Annotated in this window: 15 protein-coding genes; 4 read left to right on the top strand and 11 right to left on the bottom strand. The window is 61.4% G+C overall.

All coding sequences use genetic code 11. The features are described 5' to 3' along the window. Positions 1-54 precede the first annotated feature (54 nt). Positions 55-1977, top strand: a complete 1923-nt coding sequence (gene dxs, locus RYH70_RS04230; RefSeq protein ID WP_026949481.1) for a 1-deoxy-D-xylulose-5-phosphate synthase — start codon at positions 55-57, stop codon at positions 1975-1977. Positions 1978-2116: 139 nt separating this feature from the next. Here the strand turns inward: dxs and RYH70_RS04225 are convergent, their stop codons facing one another. The 8 genes from RYH70_RS04225 to RYH70_RS04190 all read right to left on the bottom strand — a co-directional run bounded on the left by RYH70_RS04225 (position 2117) and on the right by RYH70_RS04190 (position 7835). Next, positions 2117-2593, bottom strand: a complete 477-nt coding sequence (locus tag RYH70_RS04225) for a phosphatidylglycerophosphatase A family protein (protein WP_026949480.1) — start codon at positions 2591-2593, stop codon at positions 2117-2119. A gap of 16 nt (positions 2594-2609) precedes the next feature. Then, complete coding sequence (thiL, locus tag RYH70_RS04220; protein WP_080530488.1) at positions 2610-3521, bottom strand: thiamine-phosphate kinase; 912 nt, start codon at positions 3519-3521, stop codon at positions 2610-2612. Between the two features lie 40 nt (positions 3522-3561). Then, positions 3562-4041 (bottom strand): transcription antitermination factor NusB, encoded by a 480-nt coding sequence (gene nusB / locus RYH70_RS04215; protein ID WP_026949478.1) that lies wholly within the window; start codon positions 4039-4041, stop codon positions 3562-3564. Further along, positions 4041-4511 (bottom strand): 6,7-dimethyl-8-ribityllumazine synthase, encoded by a 471-nt coding sequence (gene ribH / locus RYH70_RS04210; protein WP_014993227.1) that lies wholly within the window; start codon positions 4509-4511, stop codon positions 4041-4043. The genes nusB and ribH overlap by 1 nt, the downstream gene beginning before the upstream one ends. Positions 4512-4648: 137 nt before the next feature. After that, positions 4649-5761: a bifunctional 3,4-dihydroxy-2-butanone-4-phosphate synthase/GTP cyclohydrolase II gene (gene ribBA / locus RYH70_RS04205; protein WP_022993777.1), complete on the bottom strand. Its 1113-nt coding sequence runs from the start codon at positions 5759-5761 to the stop codon at positions 4649-4651. A 60-nt stretch (positions 5762-5821) separates the two neighbouring features. After that, complete coding sequence (locus RYH70_RS04200; protein WP_022993778.1) at positions 5822-6484, bottom strand: riboflavin synthase; 663 nt, start codon at positions 6482-6484, stop codon at positions 5822-5824. A 125-nt stretch (positions 6485-6609) separates the two neighbouring features. Beyond that, positions 6610-7017, bottom strand: a complete 408-nt coding sequence (locus RYH70_RS04195; RefSeq protein WP_026949477.1) for a GFA family protein — start codon at positions 7015-7017, stop codon at positions 6610-6612. 122 nt (positions 7018-7139) lie between these two features. Continuing rightward, the gene (locus RYH70_RS04190) at positions 7140-7835 is read right to left on the bottom strand and encodes an FMN-dependent NADH-azoreductase (protein ID WP_233924613.1); all 696 of its coding nucleotides are present in this window, start codon (positions 7833-7835) and stop codon (positions 7140-7142) included. 137 nt (positions 7836-7972) lie between these two features. Between RYH70_RS04190 and RYH70_RS04185 the strand changes: the two genes are divergently transcribed. Further along, on the top strand, positions 7973-8857 hold the full coding sequence (locus tag RYH70_RS04185; RefSeq protein ID WP_317009819.1) for a LysR substrate-binding domain-containing protein: 885 nt from the start codon (positions 7973-7975) through the stop codon (positions 8855-8857). A 33-nt stretch (positions 8858-8890) separates the two neighbouring features. Here RYH70_RS04185 and RYH70_RS04180 read toward each other — a convergent pair whose 3' ends face one another. The 3 genes from RYH70_RS04180 to RYH70_RS04170 all read right to left on the bottom strand — a co-directional run bounded on the left by RYH70_RS04180 (position 8891) and on the right by RYH70_RS04170 (position 13218). After that, a complete protein-coding gene (locus RYH70_RS04180) occupies positions 8891-10618 on the bottom strand; it encodes a hypothetical protein (RefSeq protein ID WP_317009818.1) in 1728 nt (575 codons plus the stop codon). Between the two features lie 109 nt (positions 10619-10727). Then, entirely contained in the window at positions 10728-12578 is a 1851-nt protein-coding gene (locus RYH70_RS04175) for a hypothetical protein (protein ID WP_317009817.1), read from the bottom strand. Positions 12579-12687: 109 nt separating this feature from the next. After that, on the bottom strand, positions 12688-13218 hold the full coding sequence (locus RYH70_RS04170) for a hypothetical protein (RefSeq protein ID WP_022993785.1): 531 nt from the start codon (positions 13216-13218) through the stop codon (positions 12688-12690). A 243-nt stretch (positions 13219-13461) separates the two neighbouring features. Here RYH70_RS04170 and RYH70_RS04165 point away from each other — a divergent pair, with 243 nt between their 5' ends. Both RYH70_RS04165 and RYH70_RS04160 read left to right on the top strand, forming a co-directional pair. Then, a complete protein-coding gene (locus RYH70_RS04165) occupies positions 13462-14103 on the top strand; it encodes a response regulator transcription factor (RefSeq protein ID WP_317009816.1) in 642 nt (213 codons plus the stop codon). Then, positions 14093-16303: a sensor histidine kinase gene (locus RYH70_RS04160; RefSeq protein WP_233924617.1), complete on the top strand. Its 2211-nt coding sequence runs from the start codon at positions 14093-14095 to the stop codon at positions 16301-16303. The genes RYH70_RS04165 and RYH70_RS04160 overlap by 11 nt, the downstream gene beginning before the upstream one ends. Positions 16304-16350: the final 47 nt, after the last annotated feature.

Raw genomic sequence — 16350 nt, 5'->3', positions numbered from 1 at the left:
CGGCCTGGACCGGCCGCCGGCGGCGGAACATCGCAGCTCCGTTCAGAGGCAGTTATGCCAAAGACCTTTACCGACATCCCGCTCACCCGCCCGGCCACGCCGCTGCTGGACAGCATCAACGCACCGGCGGATTTGCGCCGGCTAGCGCCACACCGGCTCGAACAACTGGTGGACGAACTGCGTGCCTACCTGTTGTTCGCGGTGGGCCGCAGCGGAGGCCACTTCGGCGCCGGCCTCGGCGTGGTGGAGCTGACCGTGGCACTGCACTATCTGTTCGATACGCCCCATGATCGTCTGGTCTGGGACGTCGGCCACCAGTGTTATCCGCACAAGATCCTCACCGGCCGCCGCGAGGCACTGACCTCCATTCGTCAGCAACACGGACTGTCCGGCTTTCCCAAACGAAGCGAATCCCCCTATGACACCTTCGGCGTGGGCCACTCGTCCACCTCGGTCAGCGCGGCTCTGGGCATGGCCCTGGGCGCCCGTCAGGGCGATAAGGAACGGCGCACCGTGGCGGTGATCGGCGATGGCGCCATGACCGCCGGTCAGGCGTTCGAGGCCCTCAGCCACGCCGCGCACACCCGCGCCAACCTGCTGGTCATCCTCAACGACAACACCATGTCCATCGGCCACAACGTGGGCGGTCTGGCCAACTATTTCGCACGCATCTGGGCCTCCAAGACCTATATCGCGCTGCGCGAAGGGGGCAAGAAGGTGCTGTCGGCAATGCCGGCGGCCTGGGATTTCGTGCGTCGCACCGAGGAGAGCATGAAGAACATGGTGAGCCCGGACATGCTGTTCGAGGCCATCGGTTTCAACTACATCGGCCCCATCGACGGCCACGACCTGGACGAGCTCACCGCCACCCTGGAGAACATGCGCGACCTGGAAGGGCCGCAGCTTCTGCACGTGTACACCACCAAGGGCAAGGGCTTCGCTCCCGCCGAGGCGGACCCGGTGGGCTACCACGCGCTCAACAAGATCGAACCCAAAGCCAAGGTGGAAGTAGCCAAACCGGCCAAGGCCAAGGGCCCGAAGTATCAGGACGTGTTTGGCCAGTGGCTGTGCGACATGGCCGAGCGCGATCCGCGCGTGGTGGGGATTACCCCGGCCATGTGTGAAGGCTCGGGCATGGTGGCGTTCCGTGACCGTTTCCCGGACCGCTATCACGACGTGGCGATCTGCGAACAACACGCGGTGACGTTGGGCGCCGGTCTCGCCTGCGAAGGTCAGAAGCCGGTGGTGGCGATCTATTCCACCTTCCTGCAACGGGGCTACGACCAGTTGATCCACGATGTCGCCCTGCAAGAGCTGGATGTGACCTTCGGCCTGGATCGCGCCGGCATCGTCGGTGAGGACGGCGCCACCCATGGCGGCGTTTTCGATCTGGCCTACCTGCGCACCGTGCCCAATATGGTGATCGCCGCGCCCAGCGATGAAAATGAATGCCGGCAACTGCTCTACACCGCCTGGCTGCACCAGGGGCCGGCGGCGGTCCGCTATCCACGCGGCACCGGCCCCGGCGCCGTCATTGAAGACACCATGACACCGCTGCCGCTGGGCAAGAGCCGGGTGCTGCGGGAAGGCAAGGGACCGGTGGCGATTCTGTCCTTCGGCGCTTTGGGCGAAGCCGCCCGGGAGGCCGGCGAGGCCCTGGACGCCACCGTTCTTGATATGCGCTGGGTCAAGCCACTGGACCGCGACGCGATCCTTGAGGCCGCCGCCAGCCATACGTTGCTGGTCACCTTGGAAGATCATCAACGCATGGGCGGCGCCGGTTCGGCGGTTAACGAGCTGCTGATGGACGAAGGCGTGGTGATGCCGGTGCTGAATCTGGCGTTACCGGATGAATTCGTCCACCACGGCAAGCGGGAAGCGTTGCTGGCCGACCATGGCCTGGATGCCGCCGGGGTCGAGCGCCGGATTCGGGACCGCTTGCAACGGCTGGACGCGGCCCTGCCCAACCGGGCGTAAGCGCGGCATTCGCTGCCAAGGCAGCTTCCCACAGAAGGGGCTACGGAGCCGCTGCAGGAGCTTGCCTGCAAGCGAGCATCCCAATGCCAGCGACCGTATTCGCCAGCAGGCTGGCTCCCACAGTTTGCCCCACAAACGGTCACCGCAAAGGGGAACACCGCTGCCATACGGCGCGAAACAACCACAGCACCGCCAGCGCCATCACCCCGGCGAACAGATCATCCGCGACAATACCCCAACCGCCGGGCATAGCGTGATCCGCCCAGCCCACCGGCCCGGCCTTGATCACATCGAAGAGACGAAACACTACAAACCCGGCGGTCCCCCACCACCAGCGCCGAGGCAGACCGGCCAGCGCCAGCCACAGGCCGACCCATTCGTCCCAGACCACGGCCGACGGATCATGCAGCCCCAACTGACCGCTGGTACTGCCGCAGATCCACACTCCGGCCAGGCTCAACGCCAATACCAACAGCAAGTACCAGGGCATCGGCAAACGCGCCAGCCACCACCACAATAGCAACGCCAATGCGCTGCCGGCGGTGCCCGGGGCCACTGGCGACAGCCCCGAGCCGAAACCGAAAGCAAACCAATGGACCGGATTGGTGATATCCATCTAGATATCCATACCGCTAAAAGTGACGCCAGCCACCGGGTTCCGCGTCGCTCACGCGCCCATCGGGATAATGCAATCGTACCCCCGGGCCATCGGTGATCCGGCCGATGGCCCGGGCCCCTGCCGGGACCGCGACACCGGCCGGCCAGGTAAACAGCAGACCATAATCATCGCCGCCGGACAGTTGCAGCGCCCAACGGTCTTCCGCCTCCAGCGCCGCCAGCTCGTCGTTCACCGGCAGGTCCGCCAGCACCAGCTCCGCCCCCAGGTCGCCGCTGGCGCTCAGAATATGCCCCAGATCCTGCAACAGGCCGTCGGACACATCGAGAGCGGCACCGGCACGCCCGGCCAGCGCCGCTCCCCACTCCAGCGCGGGGCGCGGGCGGGCGAAATGCCGCGCGCTTTGCGAATCGCGAACACCGGCCCGCCAGTGACGCAGCCCCAACCCGCCCTGCCCGGGCACGCCGGTGACCGCCAGGGTTTGGCCCGGCTGGGCGCCATCCCGGCGCAACGCGCGCCCCGGCAATACCGAACCGGTGGCTTGAATGGCAACGTTCAAGGGCCCCCGGGTCACGTCACCGCCCACCAGAGAGATGCCGGCCTGATCGGCCAGTTCGAACAGGCCGGCGCTGAAATCGCGCAGCCAGTCGGGATCGGCTTCCGGCAAGGTCAGGGACAACAGAAACCAGCGGGGCGTGGCCCCCATGGCGGCAAGATCCGACAGGTTCACCGCCAGGCAGCGGTAGCCGATATCCGCGGCGGGCATATCCTCGGGGAAATGACGGCCGGCGACACTGGTATCCAACGTCATCACCAGTTGCTCACCGGCCGGGGGCGACAGCAGGGCGGCGTCATCGCCGGGGCCGAGGACCACGTCCTCGCCCTGGCGATGATGAAAGTAGCGGCGGATGAGAGCGAACTCGTCCATGCCAGCTCCTGTTCATGAACGAAAGGTCGGGAAAAGCGCGTCAGGAAGGCGGCGGATCGTCGGGCGCGGCGCCGCCGGGCCGGGTTTCCGCCGCGCGCGCCCGGCGGGCCAGCTTGTCCAGAACCCCATTGACGTACTTGAAGGAATCATCGGCGCCAAATACCTTGGCCAGCTCGATACCTTCGTTGATCACCACGCGATAAGGCACATCCAGGCGCTCCCGCAGTTCGAAGGCGCCGATTCGCAGGATCACCTTCTCCACCTGGGACAACTCTTCCACCCGGCGGTCCAGAAAGGGCCTCAGCGACTCGTCCAGATCAGAAACCCGGGCGGGCACGCCGTGGAGCAGGTCATGAAAATAGCTTCGATCGACCTTGCTCATGTCGTTCTGGGCCAGAAACTGAGCCTCGATATCGCTCAGCGTGGTCCCCGCCAGTTGCCATTGATACAACGCCTGCAAGGCGTAACGCCGGGCTTTGCGACGGGCGGCGGGGGTGGAGGACGAAGCGGGAGTGGTCATTAAAGGGCCTTGAACAGAGAAACCATTTCCAGAGCGGACAAGGCAGCTTCCGCGCCTTTGTTACCCGCCTTGGTACCACTGCGCTCGATGGCCTGTTCGATGCTGTCCACGGTAAGGACGCCGAACGCCACCGGCACACCGGTGCTGTTTTGTACCGCGGCGATACCTTTGGCGGCTTCACCGGCGACGTACTCGAAATGCGCGGTACCACCGCGAATCACCGCGCCGAGGGCGATGACGGCGTCATAATCCCTTTTCTCCAGCACTTTCTTCACCGCCACCGGCAGCTCCCAGGCCCCCGGCACGCGAATGATTTCAATATCCGCGCGTTCCACGCCGTGCCGCACCAGAGTGTCCACGGCGCCAGCCAGCAGCGCTTCCACCACGAAACTGTTGAAACGCGCCACCACCAGGGCGTAACGGCCGCCCACATTGCTCAAAGTGCCTTCAAAGGTTTTGATGTCTTGCATAATCCCATCCTGCTAACCCACCGCACCAGGTAACGCCAGTGCTTACGGTGGTGTCTACTGATGGCCAGACGCTGGAGGCCCGACGCCTGACGCTTTTGGGGTTCAGCGTCTCGCGTCCGGCGACTCGCGTCCAGCGTCTACTGTTCCGCGTCCACGTATTCCACGATCTCCAGGCCGAAGCCGGACAGCGCGTTGAACTTCATTGGCGAGCTGAGCAAGCGCATTTTACGCACCCCCAGCGCGGTGAGAATCTGTGAGCCGGTGCCGATGTTGCGGTAGGCCCGGGACTGCCCCTTTGGCTGCGTGGCGGTGCCGTCGAAAAACGCCTCGATCCGATTCAAGGTCGGTGCCGCCGCCTCGTCGTCCTGACCAAGGATGATTACCACCCCGCACTCCGCGCGGGACACGGCATCCAGCACCCGGTGCATGTTCCAGCCGGTACGGCCGTCGATCTTGGCGCTCATCAGGTCCCGCAGCGGGTCCACCTGATGCACCCTCACCGTCACTTCCCGGTCCTCGGTGATCTCGCCTTTCACCAGCGCCACGTGTACGTGCCCGTCCACCGTGTCGCGGAACGCCACCAGGCGGAAGTCGCCGTACCAGGTCTCCAGCGGGTGCTCACTGACCTGTTCCACGGTCTGTTCATTGAGGGCGCGGTACTGGATCAGGTCGGCAATGGTGCCGATCTTGAGGCCATGCTCCTGGGCGAACGCCTCCAGATCCGGCCGCCGGGCCATGGAGCCGTCTTCGTTCATCACTTCGCAGATCACCCCCGCCGGCTCGCACCCCGCCATCATCGCCAGATCACAGGAGGCCTCGGTGTGACCGGCACGGCGCAACACGCCGCCGGGCTCGGCCATCAGCGGGAAGATATGCCCGGGCTGGACGATATCGGACGCCTTGGCATCACGGGCGGCGGCGGCCTGCACGGTGCGCGCCCGGTCAGCGGCGGAAATACCGGTGGTGACGCCTTCACGGGCCTCGATGGAGACGGTGAACTTGGTGCCGAAACCACTGCCGTTGGCGCGCACCATGAGCGGCAGATCAAGTTGCTCGCAGCGTTCCTTGGACATGGGCATGCAAATCAGCCCGCGCCCGTACTTGGCCATGAAGTTGATCGCCTCGGCGGTCACATGCTCGGCCGCCATCACCAGGTCGCCTTCGTTTTCCCGGTCTTCATCGTCCATCAGGATCACCATTCGGCCCTGACGGATATCCTCGATCAGTTCTTCAACGCTGTTGAGCTGCATAATTCAAACCTGCCTGCGGACCGGCGCCGGGCCGGTCCCTGATGAGTCGTCGCTGATGCTTTACTTCACGAAACCATGTTCCGCCAGCATCGCCATGGTGATGCCGCCGGAACCGGGCTCCGCCGCCCGTTCGCCGAGCAGTAACCGTTCCAGGTAACGGGCAATGATATCAACTTCCAGATTCACTGGCGTGCCCGCTTTCCAGTCCTGAATGGTGGTCACGTCCTGGGTGTGGGGAATGATGTTGAGAGAGAACACCCGGCCATCCACCTCGTTGACGGTGAGGCTGATGCCATCCACGGTAATCGAACCCTTCTTGGCGATATAACGGGCCAGTTCCGCCGGCGCTTCGATGTCGATGCGCACGGATCGGGCATCGGGGGTCAGGGACACCACCTTGCCGAGACCATCCACATGACCGCTGACCAGATGACCGCCCATGCGCGTGGACGGAGTCATCGCCTTCTCCAGGTTGACGCGGCTGCCCGCCTTGAGCTGCCGCAGCGAGGTCAGCGCCAGGGTCTCACCGGAGACGTCGGCGGAAAAGGTGTCGCCGCCGGCCAGCTCGGTCACGGTCAGACATACGCCATTGACGGCGATGGAGTCGCCCAGCCGCACATCGGCGAAATCCAGGTCGGCGCTCTGGATGCGCAGGGTCACGTCACCGTTGCTGGGAATCAGGGCGTCGATATGGCCCTGGGCCTCGATAATGCCTGTAAACATGGTGGTACCTCTGAATGGTCCGGGCGGACAGGGACAGACCGCCGCGAAGGCGTAGAGCCCCGAAACAGGCTCTCAGGCGCGGCAAATGATAAACGTCCAGGGGGCTGGAGCCAAATCCGGCGCTCTCAACGCCGCCCGGGGTAACCTTCGGGATAGCAGGGCAGATCGTCATCGATCGGCCACCAGTTGGCCTTGGAGGCGGTGTAAGCATGCCAGACAGGGCGCACATCCAGCGGCTCGTTGATCAGACCGGCGCGGATCCGCACCACATCCGGCAGATCGGCCCGGCGGCTGAACAGCGGCGAACCACAGTGGCCACAGAACACCCGCTCCTTGCCCGGGGTGGACTCGAAGCCCTTCAGTAGCGCCTCTCCGGCGTCCAGGTGAAAAGCGCTGGTGGACACCGGAATATTGGTGGCGAAGGGTGCCCCCTGAGCATGCCGGCATTGAGAACAATGGCAGACCTGCACCGGAGCCAGTTCCCCCTCGATGCGGAAGCGCACCCCGCCGCATAAACATTGTCCCGTGTACATTGCCACTCCTCATCTGATGGCCGTTGCTGGTAATCGCCAGCTACAAGGCCGGCGCCAGTGTTACCGCGCTCCGCTCACAACACAAGGAGATGATACAAGAACATCGGGACCTTCTCTCTTAGTCAGGCGCAGGCCGGCACCGGCTCCCGGATTCGCCGCAGCTCATCCACCAGGGCATCCACCCGGGACAGCGCATCGGCGATGGACGCCTCCAGGCGCTCGCCGCCCTCCTCCTGGTGCTCAATGGCGATCTCGTGGAAACGTTCGATGCCAATGAATTCCAGCGCGGTGCGAATGCTCGCTTCCAGATGATTCACATGTGCCAGCGGTCCACCGGGATTCATGCCGAACCCGCCCCGCGAGGACAGAATCACCGCATGGCGGGGCCGGTCGGCAAGCAGCGGCGTGAACGGGTCTTCCGGATTGGACGGGTCAAAATCCACGGTACGCCCGACCCGCACAATATTGTCGATCCAGGCCTTGAAGGCGGCGGGATAGCTGAAGTTATACATGGGCACCCCCAGCACCAGAATGTCCGCATCCAGTACTTCCTGAACCAGGGCATCGCTTTCCGCCAGCACCTCCTTCATCCAGGGCTGATGACGGTCGGGGGCGGTGAACGCGGCCTGAATCCACTCCACAGTGGTCAGCGCCGGAGGCCGGGCGCCGATATCCCGGCGCATCACCGCGTCTCCAGGCCGCAGGCGCCGCCACTGCGTGACGAAATGATCGGTCAGACGGCGTGTATGGGAGCCGTGCTCGTCAGTCCCTGAACGGCCGGGACGGGGGCTGGCGTCGAGATGCAATAACGTGGTCATGGCTCTGCTCCTTATTGAATGAGATTAATTCAATCGTTGTTGACATGAACCCCATAAAGCCAGAGCCTGACAACCGCGACAAACGACGTTTTTTTGTCGATTCCGGAAAATAAAACTCATCCATATAGGCAACATCCATGAGTGCCCGACGCCTGCCCCCGCTATCCGCCCTGCGCGCCTTCGAAGCGACCGCACGCCTGCGCAGCGCCAAAAAAGCCGCCGAGGAGCTGTCGGTAACGCCCACGGCGATCAGCCACCAACTGCGGCAGCTGGAAGAGCATCTGGGCGTCCCCCTGTTCATACGCCGCCCACGGCAACTGACTCTCACCGCCCAGGGGCAGGCGCTGCGAGCGGTATGCACCGACGCCTTCGACGCCATTGATGACGTGGCGTCACGACTGAGACAGACACCTCAGCGACAAAGCGTCACCCTGTCCACCATTCCGTCGGTGGCGGCGCGCTGGCTGCTGCCCAATGTCTGTTATCTGAGAGAAGAACAACCGGACCTGAATCTGAGCCTTCAGGTGACTTATGACGTACTGCCACTGGACGGCATCGCCGCCGACATGGCAATCCGCTATGGCCACGGCCCGTGGCCCGGACTGGAAGCGGAAAAGCTGTTTGATAATGTCTTCGTGCCCGCCTGCAGTCCGGCGCTGAACATCCGCGACCATGACGACCTGCGCCATCACACCCTGCTGCACTACCAGCCCTCCACCAACTCCGGAGCGCTACTGGGCTGGCCCGCCTGGCAAAAACGGGCCCGGGTCGAGGGTCTGGATATTGATGCCGGTCTGGCACTCTCGGACGACACCCACATCGTCAGCGCCGCCCTGGACGGTCAGGGTATAGCGCTGATGAGCCGGGAGTTGATTCGGGATGAACTGCGCAGCGGCCGCCTGGTGCAACCGTTTGGACCGGAACTGCTGGCGCAGCCATTCCACCTGGTCTATCCAAAGGAACGGCTACGGGAGCAGGGTATCGCCGCGGTGCGGGACTGGGTGATGGGACTGGTTAGATGATCGCCGGATAAGGGCGAATCGCGCCCCCCGGCACTACCTCGGTAACAGACGAATACGATAATCGTGACTGACGGAGGACGGCTGGGTTCCCGTTGCGCGTTCGTAATCCGGATGAACTCGCAGATAGTACAATCCGGTTTCCCCCGCGACGATATCATGACGAATCCCTTCGCAGTTCCGGGCTCCCGGGCTCGATGCCACCGTTTCATAGCCCTGCCCACTGACCTTCGCCAACAGCATTTCCATGCCCCATGCCGGCGGCAACGCCTCATCGCCACAGAGGAAATTATCCACCACCAGGGTTTTGCCCCCCACGCCGACATAAAAGAAGTAGTGCGAGAAGCTGTTTTCCGTGGCATATGCCGAGTGTGTCAACGGCGGTGTACTGCTGCCATCACGGATTCCCGCTTTGCCATGGTGTGGCACACGATCCGGGGCAATCACCATCGGTTGCTGCGGGTGCCCGTCTCCCAGGCGCTCCACATAAACACGTACTTGACGAGCTTCGCCCCCGGTTCGGATGCGAAAATACATCCGACTACCTTGTCTTCTGGCCGAGGTCGCCACCGAGCAATTGCCGTGGTTTTGACACTGCTCATAAAGCCTGGCATTGCCATTACCGGCGGAAACGCTCTCCAGATAGACAGGCGCATCATTCGGAACGGGATCGGACTGCTGCACGACAACCCGATAACTGGCGTCCGTCGGCGCATCCAGATAGAGCCCGGCTTGCCCATACTCACCGCCGACCATCAACGACTGCCCGTCGCCACCAAGACACAGGCGCCGGTTATGCTCCGAATGACTTCCGTCCGGCCCCGGCGAGCAACTGGGCGCGTACCCTGCCAACAGGCTCTGAACACCGCCCAAATAAGGCGGAAACGCCTCCCCCGAGGCGTGCGGGTACTGCCCCGACAGATGTCCCTGGAGATGGGTCAGAAGCGCGCTCTCGTCATTATGCTCCGCTATTAGTTCGGCATAGCCCGTCCACATGGTCCGCCAGAACGCGCGGGCCTCTTCATTCTCGGCGCCACCGGCGGCAAAGCCTTCCCGCGCCGCCGCCAGCCCTTCCATGCCCCCCTGTGCCATTGCCGACAGAATCATCGGCAAAAGGCCGACTTCCTGATAGTAGGCCACATCCAGCGTCTCGCCGACGATAAACCCTTTCAGCATGTCCAGTGCCCCCGGCGGCATGCGCAGCCCCGTCAGCGCGTGGTATTCCAACAGGGTGCTTTGCAGCGCCGCCGGATAATCGTCATCATGCTCCGCCAAAGCCGCTTGCAAGCGCGCGCTGATCAAATCCGTGAGCGGATTAATGTTGCCCTTGCCGTCCGCCACGTTCACCACCGCTCTCAGCGTTATCGGCTCCGAACTGAACCGGCCGTTACGCTCGTCGAACCAATAGCCCTGAACTTTCAGCAATGCCGGGCCGCTCAGCCCGGTCGCCGCAAATGCATAGCGGCCTTGCTCGTCCACCGTGGTTTCCAGAACTCGCGCACCTTCATCCACGCCCCCCAGAATCAATGGCACCAGCGTTACCTTGGATCCCGCCTGAAAAGGCCCTTTTTGCACCACTCCCGCCAACGGCCCACCTTCCGGCGGGGACGGCTCTTCCGGGGGATTGTCCTGCTCGGGATCTTCCAACGGAGGCTCGTCATGATCCGGTAAAGCGCCTGACGAAGCCGGCCCGCTGGATGATGAACCACCACAAGCGACCAGTAACATCAACACTGGCAACATGGCCCAAATACGCAATGTCATTATTTTCCCCTCCCAGGACCGCCCGCGGCTTGCCCCACTCACCCGGGTATTGGGAGCATGGAGCAAGAACCAGCAGGCGTATCCGGCTTGTTATACCAAGGTGGTTGAATTAGAAGCCCGTGACCGGACGCTGCTCGCCGGTGGGGTCGTCAATGACTTTGCGCAAGGAACCCTGCTCACGGGTGTTGGCGTAATACACCTCGGTGGTGTCGTCATCCCGCTGTACCTGAATCAGGCGGTGCGGGCCAGGGGCCAGACCGTACATGGAAGCGGAATAGCAAACGCCGGCTTCACACTGGCCGTTATGCTGGCCCAGCACCACATATCCCGCCTTGGGATCGGCGGCGCTGACGGCGGCGATTTCCCTGTCATTGGTTTCCAGAAACACCTCGCTCAGCTCTGTCATATTGCTGATGGCGTCGCCGTTACCGCTGAGAGAAGCACCGATCCAGCGGGCGTCCTCGATCACCACGGCATCACTGCCGTCAATCTTTCTGGCCACCGCGTCATCACGACCGGTGATGTGCGCACGGGTATAGAAGATCCAACCGTCGCGGCTGCCAAGCACCTCGCTCTGGATACTGCCGCTCCAGTCCGCCTCGGTGGTATCCAGCACTTTTCGATCACCGCCCTGGCTGTTCCAGCTCACCACGCCATTGCCAGCCGAAGCCACCACCCGCCCTTCATCAGCAATGATAAAACCAAGCTCCCAGCCAAGCGGTTGTTCCTGTTCGGACAACACGGACCAACCCTCGCCTTCCACCCGGTAGATATCTTGTGGGGTCATACCGAAAAGTTCAGCGATACCGAAATACAGCACGTCGCCTTCCCGGGTCAGATGCCGTGCCTGAGGCACTACCGCCCCTCCGGCAATGCCCTCGGGGAAAACCAGAGGCTCATTGTTTTCATCCAGCACCTGAACCAATTTTTCAAATGGCTGGGTGGCGTCGTAACGCCACAGAGTGCCGCCTTCGGAAAGACAAGGGCGCCCGGTAATACCCGTATCAATAACCGTATCAATGACCAGATATTGGGAGCCATCGTTCAGCGGGCCACCCAGCGGAACCGCTCTTTTTGCTTCCCTGCCGCCTGGCAGCAGGTTTGTATTGGAAATACTGTTACCACCTTCGGGGTACATATGATCCATGGCCAGCCGGTAACCCTCATCACATTGAGTGCCGCCATAGTCACTGAGAACAAGATAGGTCTGCCTGTTCAGTGAATCATTTGCACCAAAGGCATCAATATCAACAACATGATGGACCGTTCCTCCACCACTTGACCCTGGCGCATCGCCTAGTCCAAAGGTCATCCGCACTCGCTTTTCATTACCTGGCAAGCCATACACCACCGCCGCATCGCCCGAGTCCGAGTAATTCTGGCGAACCAGGGTGCCGGCGCCGGTCACCGCCGCACCAAGATAGGTTTCCGACGACACCCGAACCGGGTCGGGCGCCCCCACCTCCGCGCCCACCCGGGCAAAGCCCTCGGAGGTTTCGCTGCCGTTCAAGCGGTTATGCAGAAACAGCACGTCCGCCACACGGTAATCGCTGACGCTACCATCGCTCGCATCAATGTTCGCTTCATAGAGCGGCACATAGTGACTTCGCCCCATATCATCACCCTGCGCGGAATCCCGGGTATCCAGCGGCAGCGCTGTCGGCACCTCGGGGTTGGCCGGGTCCAGGGCGTAAAGCACCGAACGATACATGGTTTGGCCAGTACCCGGGTTCTCTCCGGTCTCGTAAGAGTGGCTGAAGTACAATAGATCCTGATTGTCGGCATCACCGGTCAGGCCGGACAGCGTTCCGGCCCCGCCACCTGAGCCATCACCGGGATCATCACCTCCTGAAACATTCCCGCCACTAGCCGAACCGCCACCTCCGCCGCCACAGGCGGCAATGGCAACACCCAGTGCCAATACGGCCGCACCCTTCCATACTTTTCCATCATTATTCATAGCTTTATTCCTTATATTCCCCTGTTGATATGAACCCGGCCTTTTTCCATCGGACGATTTCCAGTTTTATCGTGGCGACCGCCTCAGGCGGGACCACACGAAACGCCTCTCACTCCTGCTCATCCCCCGGTCGTAGACGCACATCAAAGAACAGATCCAGAGTCAGCGAATCGCCGCCGGAGGCATCTTTGCCGATGCCCTCCAAACGCTCCAGGGAGCCCTGGTAGCGCCCTTTGACCGCCACCGTATCCTCTCCACTTTTCAGGTGCTCAAGAGTGAGCTTTCCCCCGGCTTGATTGCTATACACCGGAAAAAGACTGTTTTCGGGAAAGTAGGACACTTCCGGAGTGCCGATAAGGCGGCCGTTCATCGCGGTGAAGGAGAGCGCCACGGATTCCGCTATCGCGAACTTTTTCTCCGCATGGCCCTGCACCTGGTACACCACCACCCCGGGAGCAACATTTGAAAAGCGGGCAGTGGATGTTTGACCGTCACGCAACACATGCCAGGAGCGGGATTCTCCGCCCAATTCCCCCTCCAGAGTGTCAGCGCCCGCCGACTCAGCTTTCGCCGTGAGAAATACGACCAAGACCGCGCCCTGAATCGTACACATCAACAGATCAATCCCTTTCTGTTTCATCAAACCTCTCCCTTAATGCCACTCTAACCACAAGAGGAAGGGACGGTGCCAAGGACGTCCTGCCCTTCATGGTCATCGGTCATCGCAGCATAGAGAGACACCGCCGTAAGCCCAATCCCACAAACGGGTACACTCAAAGGGGGGATGGGCGGGCAACGGGGCCGCCGATACGGTTCCCGATGTGAATAAATGGAGTGCGATGTGGTATATGTGTTCGGGTAATCGGGGGAGACGGGAAGACCAATGAAAACGGCGCTCATTGTCGAGGATCACCGGGAAAGCAGGGAATGGCTCACGGACCTGCTTCGGCAGGCATTCCCCGGTATATCCGTGGTAACAGCGGATACGCTATCCAATGCCAGCGCGAAGGCCAGCAAGGAGAATTTCAACCTGGCCGTGGTTGATATCAGCCTGCCCGACGGTAGCGGCGTGGATTTGGTAACCGAGTTGCAGGCCACGGCACCGGACACCTATATCGTCATGGCAACGATCTATGATGACGACAATCATCTTTTCTCCGCTCTGCAAGCCGGAGCCCTTGGCTATATCCTGAAAGACCAGCCTCGAACCCGCTTACTGGCTCAACTGCAAGGTATCGCCCGTGGGGAACCGCCCCTTTCTCCCAGCGTGGCCCGCCGAATTCTCCGGCACTTCCGGCGCACCTCCCTGCCCGAGGAGGTCCCCGATCTGACCCAGAGAGAAACGGATGTACTGCGTTTACTCGCCAGAGGCTTTACCCGCGGAGAAATCTCAGAAGCGTTGGATATCACCGCCAACACCGTGGCCGGCTATACCAAGACTATTTATCGGAAACTGGGCGTTTCCGGCCGTGCCGAAGCCGCGCTGCAAGCGGCACGACTGGGGGTCATAAACAATGATCTCTGACACGTCACGATGGAGGCTTGCCCCCCTTCAGACGCTTTTAATAGCCAGTTTCCTTCTCCTCGCAACCATAGCACTTGCCACCTGGCTGGCCACACGCGGGCCTTGGCTTGGCGTGAAGCTGATACCCGCTGACACCGAAGGACTACAGGTAACGAAGGTCGATCAACGGGGCCCCTTGGCTGGACGACTGCATCCCGGCGACCACATACGCGCTCTGATCATTCACGGCCGCCCGTTTTCGCTAAAAGGTTATGATCACCATCTCCAACCCCACGCCGAGCCCACCTTCCAGCACTACAACACCTATCTCGACGTGGAAAACCAGATAGCACAAGCCCTCCGCGCACCCACCGTGACATTGATAGTCAACAACGACCAGCCTCTGACGTTTGAGCCCGCGCTTCATCGCCCACTGTCATCCCTTCCGTGGACGTTCTGGTTGCTACATACCTATGGCTTGATTGCTTTTCTGATCGGCCTTTCAGTATGGGTTTTTTTACCCGCCAACTGGCCGCCTCGCCTGCTCGCCATTTCCGGCTCAGGCATGTTCCTGGCCACCTGGCAACATAGCTTGTGGGAAGTCCGCGAACTCGCCTTGCCCGCATGGCAATTCGACGCCTTGATGAGACTGAACCATATTGGCGTTCACCTTCTTCTTGTTGCCTTTCTTGTGCTGTTGATCATCTACCCGAAGCCCTTGAAACATGCTTCGAAGCTCATTTTCCTTATCACCACCGCGGTCGTGCTCCAGCAAATCAACGAAAACACCCAGATGCTGGATCTTCCTCTACACAGCTTCTATTTGCCTCTGGTGCTCTACTATCCCCTTGGCATAACTCTCGTTGTATCCCAGTGGCGACGCGCCAGGAACAATCCGCTGGACCGTGCCGCGCTGCGCTGGGTTTTCCTTTCAATCCTTATCGCCATGGGGGCAGGGTTGGTGGTGTATTTCCTGCCCGTGGCCTTCAAGGTAAGCCCCATCGCCAACCCCGCCACTATGGTAGGACTGGTGGTCACCTTATACCTGGGTTTCGCACTGGGCATTCTCCGTTACCGGTTATTCCAGTTGGAGCGATGGTGGTTTACCGCCTGGGCCTGGTTTCTCGGTGGTCTCACCGTGGTTCTGGTGGATATCCTGGTGATTTCCGCCTTCGGCCTGAATCATGCCCATGCACTTGCCTTCTCCGTCATCGCGGTGGGCTGGGTTTATTTCCCCGTTCGGCAGTGGCTGTGGCGGCGGCTGGCCGCTTCCTCGGAAGTAAACATGGAGCGTCATCTTCCGGACTTCGTCGAAGCGCTATACAGCAATCCCGATGATCGCGCCTTCCCGCTTTGGCAGGAGCTACTCCGGAAAGTATTCCAGCCCCTTTCTCTCGACCGGATCGACGAAACCATTGAAAAGGCACGCCTTGCCGGAAATGGTTCCCGGCTTCTCCTTCCCTCGCCAGGCACGCCTTCAGGTGGGCTCTGTCTGCTCTATGGGCAAGGAGGCCGCCGACTCTTCGGCAAGCGGGATACCGAGATCGCTCAAGCGCTGGTTTCAACCGCGAAGCGGATCAACAATGTAAGGCAAGCACGCGAAGCCGGCGCCATCCAGGAGCGCCAAAGGATCATGAGGGATTTACATGATGATGTTGGTGGGCGTCTTCTTACCCTGATACACACCGCCCCTAACGAACATAACGAAGAGTTGGCGCGCAACGCCCTAACCGCCTTGAGAGAGGCGATTCACGCTCTGGATCACAGACACTGCTATGATCTTCAGGCGCTACTCGAGGACTGGTACGGAGACCTTCGGGAGCGACTGGGGCCGCGCTTCGACCTCAACTGGTCAATATCAGGCGATATGGATAAAACCTCCCTGCCCCCGCGTCACTACATAAACCTGCGGCGTATCCTGGACGAATCGGTCACCAACGCGCTCAAACATGGCGTGCCAAACACGCTGACTTTTAATGCTCACTTGGACCAGCAGGGAGAGCTCTGTTTACTGCTGTGCAATGAAGTGAACCGCTTTTCTTGCTCTGAATGGAGCGACGGCCTACCCGGCCGTGGACTCAGCAACATGCGCACACGCATTGAAGAGATCAGTGGAGAGCTGTCACTTTACTGTGTACCTGGGAGTCCACGGCAGTTTTGCATGGAAGCACGCATTCCCCTGCCAAAGGCCGACGCGAGGTACTTCATTACCGCCAAGTGAACCAGCCTTTCTATCCCACGCCGGCTTTTCGAGGCGCCTGAATCCCC

The sequence above is a fragment of the Alloalcanivorax xenomutans genome (genome assembly GCF_032810065.1).
Lineage (GTDB): Bacteria > Pseudomonadota > Gammaproteobacteria > Pseudomonadales > Alcanivoracaceae > Alloalcanivorax > Alloalcanivorax xenomutans.
This window is presented reverse-complemented; position numbering and strand designations above follow the sequence as displayed.